The following is a 4,206-nucleotide window of genomic DNA, read 5'->3' on the forward strand; positions in this document are numbered from 1 at the left end:
GCGGCCGTAACGGCCAGCGGCCTGGCCGTGGCGCTGTACAGCTGGAAGCTGGATCGCCGCCCGCGCGTGCTGGCGGCGGCCTGAGCCGGACACCGATGGCGCAGGCCGCCGCACGGTTCGGTGTCAGACACCCTGATGGGTGTCTGACACCTGGACGAACCGGCGCAACGCGCCAGACAGATACCGCGCGGTGTCTGACTCCCGCAGGCCGCCGCGCATGGTGTCTGACTCCCGCAGGGTGTCAGACACCGTCCTTCAACCCTTCGTGTATTGGAACAACCAAGAATGATCCCCACCAAACCCCTGTCCCGCGCGGGCGGCACGATTCCGGCATTGGGCCTGGGCGTGTTCCGCATGGCGGGCGACGACACGGCGCGCATGGTCAAGACCGCGCTGGAACTGGGCTACCGCCACATCGACACGGCGCAGGTCTACGACAACGAGGCCGACGTGGGCCGCGGCGTGGCCGAGTCGGGCATTGCCCGCGAGGAAGTGTTCATTACCACCAAGGTGTGGGTCGACCACTACCGCGCCGCCGATTTCCGGCAATCGGTGCGCGGCAGCCTGGAACGGCTGCGTACCGACTACGTAGACCTGTTGCTGCTGCACTGGCCCAGCCGGAACGTGCCGCTGGCCGAGCAGATCGCGGCGCTGAACGACGCCCGGGCCAGCGGCCAGGCGCGCCACATCGGCATCAGCAACTTCAACACCACCCTGATGCGCCAGGCCGCCGAACTGAGCCAGGCGCCGCTGGTGAACAACCAGGTGGAATATCACCCCTATCTGGACCAGTCCGCCGTGCGCGCGCAGGCGCGGCAATTGGGTATGAGCATCACGGCCTACTACGGCATGGCCGACGGCAAAGCCCTGCAAGACCCCATCATCGCGGCCGTTGCGCAGCGCCTGGGCAAGACGCCGGCGCAGATCGTGTTGCGCTGGCTGGTGCAGCAGGACGATGTCATCGCCCTGACCAAGACCTTGCGTGCCGACCGAGCCGCGGACAATGCGCGCATCTTCGATTTCGAGCTTGGCGCGGACGATATGTGGCGGCTGTCGGCGCTGGCCCGCCCCGATGGCCGCCTGGTCGCGCCCGCCGGCCTGGCGCCGCAGTGGGACTGAGCACCTGCCGGGCAGGCGCGTGGCGGCGCGGATGGAGTATCGTTGTCCGCTATCGTCCTACCCGGAGCGCAAGGTGAATCTGAAACTGAATGGCAAGGTCACGGTGGTAACTGGCGGCAGCAAGGGCATCGGGCTGTCGGTAGCGAACGCCTTCGCCGCCGAAGGCGCGTTCGTGGCCATCATCGCGCGCAACGCGCAAGGGCTGGAGCAGGCGCGGGCCCAGTTGCAGGCCAGCGGCCACAACGTGGCCACCTTCCAGGCCGATTTGTCGGACGCGCAGGCCGCCGCGCAGGTGGTCGAGCGCATCGAAGCCGAGATCGGCCCCATCGATATCCTGGTGAACAGCGCCGGCGCGGCGCGCCGACACGAGCCCGAAGACCTGGACGCCGGCAAATGGCGCGCCGCCATGGACGCGAAGTTCTTCACGTACATCCATGTGCAGGACGCGGTGCTCAAGCGCATGCGCGCCCGGGCGGAAACGCGCCCGGCGGGCGCCGCCAACGGCATCGTGGTGAACATTATCGGCAACGGCGGCAAGCGTCCCACCAGCACGCACCTGGCGGGCGGCTCGGCCAACGCGGCGCTGATGCTGTCCACCGTGGGGCTGGCGGCGCATTACGCGCGCTTCGGCATCCGGATCAACGGCATCAACCCCGGCCCCACATTCACGCAACGGGTGGAACAGGTGCTGGGCCTGGACGCCCAGCGCCAAGGCATCACGCGCGACGAAGCCCTGGCGCAAGGCCAATCGAAAATTCCCCTGGGACGCTACGGCAAGGCCGAAGAAGTGGCCGACGTGGCGCTGTTCCTGGCCAGCCCGCGCTCGGCATATGTAGTGGGCGCGATCATCCCGGTAGACGGGGGGATGTCGTCGGTGATTTGAAAGCGAACGGCGGTGCGGCGCCTGGCTGCGCTGGCACTACCTTAAGCTGCCGCGGCGAGTTCTCGCGGGCACTACCGGGTGGCTGGCTCCCGTCAGGGTGCCAGACACCGTCTAACCGAGACTATTGCGGCACATAACGGGGTCAGGCACCCTGCGGGAGCCAGACCCCCGGCCAAACCGCGTCAGGTCGCGCCGTGGGTACCTGATGCCGATGCGTGCCGGCGAGCCGCGCCTTAGCGCTTCAGCTGCGAGACATCCCGCACCGCTCCGCGGTCGGCCGAAGTGGCAAGCGCCGCATAGGCCTGCAAGGCCTGCGACACCACGCGCTGGCGGTCGGCGGGCTTCCAGGCCTTGTCGCCGCGAGCGTCCATGGCGGCGCGGCGCCGGGCCAGTTCTTCATCGGACACGGCCAGGTGGATTTTGCGGTTGGGAATGTCGATTTCGATGGTGTCGCCGTCTTCCACCAAGCCCACGTTGCCGCCCTCGGCCGCTTCCGGCGAGGCATGGCCGATGACCAGGCCGGACGAGCCCCCGGAAAAACGGCCGTCGGTGAACAGCGCGCAGGTCTTGCCCAGGCCCTTGGATTTCAGGTACGACGTGGGGTACAGCATTTCCTGCATGCCCGGGCCGCCCTTGGGGCCTTCGTAGCGGATGACGACCACATCGCCCGCCACGATCTGGTCGCCCAGAATGCCTTCGACGGCGTCGTCCTGGCTTTCGAACACGCGCGCGCGGCCGGTGAACACCCACTGAGATTCGTCCACGCCCGCCGTCTTGACGATGCAGCCCTTGTCGGCCAGGTTGCCATACAGCACGGCCAGGCCGCCGTCTTGCGAGTACGCGTGCTGCTTGCTGCGGATGCAGCCATTCTGGCGGTCGACGTCCAGCGTCAGGAAGGTGGCGTCCTGGCTGAAGGCCACGGTGGTGGGAATGCCGCCGGGCGCCGCGCGGTAGAACTTCTGCGCCGCCTCGCCCGCGCCGCCATTGATGTCCCATTGCCCGATGGCCGCGCCCAGCGTGCCGCTGTGCACGTTGCCGCAGCTCAGGTCGAGCAGATCGGCGCGCGCCAGTTCACCCAGGATGCCCAGGATGCCGCCGGCGCGGTGCACGTCTTCGATGTGGTACTTGTCGGTGGCCGGCGCGGCCTTGCACAGGCAGGGCACCTTGCGTGAAATGCGGTCGATGTCGGCCATGGCGAAATCCACGCCGGCTTCCTGCGCCGCGGCCAGCAAATGCAGCACCGTGTTGGTGGAACCGCCCATGGCCACGTCCAGCGTCATGGCGTTCTGGAACGCGCTCTTGGTGGCGATACTGCACGGCAGGACAGAGGCGTCGTCTTGTTCGTAGTAGCGGCGGCACAGATCCACGACCAGGCGCCCGGCCTGTTCGAACAGGCCCTTGCGCCACGCATGCGTGGCCACGATGGTGCCGTTGCCCGGCAGCGCCAGGCCGATGGCTTCCGTCAGGCAATTCATGGAATTGGCCGTGAACATGCCCGAACACGAACCGCACGTGGGACAGGCGCTGCGTTCGAACTGCTCGGCCTCGGCATCGGAGACATTGGGGTCGGCCGCCTTGATCATGGCGTCGATCAGGTCGATCTTGGCAATGACCTTGCCGTCGGTGGGCGACTTGATCTTGCCCGCTTCCATGGGGCCGCCCGACACGAACACCACCGGAATGTTCAGGCGCATGGCGGCCATCAGCATGCCCGGGGTGATCTTGTCGCAGTTCGAGATGCACACCATGGCGTCGGCACAGTGCGCGTTGACCATGTATTCCACCGAATCGGCGATGAGTTCGCGCGACGGCAGCGAATACAGCATGCCGCCGTGGCCCATGGCGATGCCGTCATCGACGGCGATGGTATTGAATTCCTTGGCGACGCCGCCCGCGGCTTCGATCTCGCGGGCCACCAGGGCGCCCAGGTCGCGCAGGTGCACGTGGCCGGGCACGAACTGCGTGAACGAGTTCACCACCGCGATGATGGGTTTGCCGAAATCGCCGTCCTGCATGCCTGTGGCACGCCACAGGGCGCGGGCGCCGGCCATGTTGCGGCCGTGGGTGGACGTGCGGGAGCGGTATTGCGGCATGGCTGTTCTCGGGCGAAAGGGGGTACGCAAAGTCGTCAATAATACGCCGGATCGCCGGCCGCCGCCGCGCGGCGCCCCGTTGCTCGGCTTAGCCCGGGCGGCCGCGCAGGC

At 67.7% G+C, this 4,206-nt stretch carries 3 protein-coding genes; 2 read left to right on the forward strand and 1 reads right to left on the reverse strand.

Features of this window, described 5'->3' with window-relative positions; translation table 11 throughout:
- Positions 1-285: 285 nt before the first annotated feature.
- Positions 286-1,119 carry an aldo/keto reductase gene (locus tag LPZ50_RS22580; RefSeq protein WP_230665068.1) on the forward strand — a complete coding sequence of 278 codons (834 nt, stop codon included), beginning with the start codon at positions 286-288 and terminating at the stop codon, positions 1,117-1,119.
- Positions 1,120-1,192: 73 nt separating this feature from the next.
- A complete protein-coding gene (locus tag LPZ50_RS22585) occupies positions 1,193-2,002 on the forward strand; it encodes an SDR family oxidoreductase (RefSeq protein ID WP_230665069.1) in 810 nt (269 codons plus the stop codon).
- 233 nt (positions 2,003-2,235) lie between these two features.
- On the opposite strand, the gene ilvD is transcribed toward LPZ50_RS22585, so the two are convergent.
- Positions 2,236-4,095, reverse strand: coding sequence for a dihydroxy-acid dehydratase (gene ilvD, locus LPZ50_RS22590; RefSeq protein ID WP_230665070.1), 1,860 nt, complete (start codon positions 4,093-4,095; stop codon positions 2,236-2,238).
- Between the last annotated feature and the right edge of the window lie 111 nt (positions 4,096-4,206).

Origin of the sequence: Bordetella petrii (assembly GCF_020991325.1) — a bacterium.
GTDB classification, from domain to species: domain Bacteria; phylum Pseudomonadota; class Gammaproteobacteria; order Burkholderiales; family Burkholderiaceae_B; genus Bordetella_A; species Bordetella_A petrii_E.

Coding starts and splice junctions, on each gene's coding strand:
- LPZ50_RS22580 (WP_230665068.1), top strand. CDS start 286: ATGATCCCCACCAAACCCCTGTCCCGCGCGGGCGGCACGATTCCGGCA.
- ilvD (WP_230665070.1), bottom strand. CDS start 4,095: ATGCCGCAATACCGCTCCCGCACGTCCACCCACGGCCGCAACATGGCC.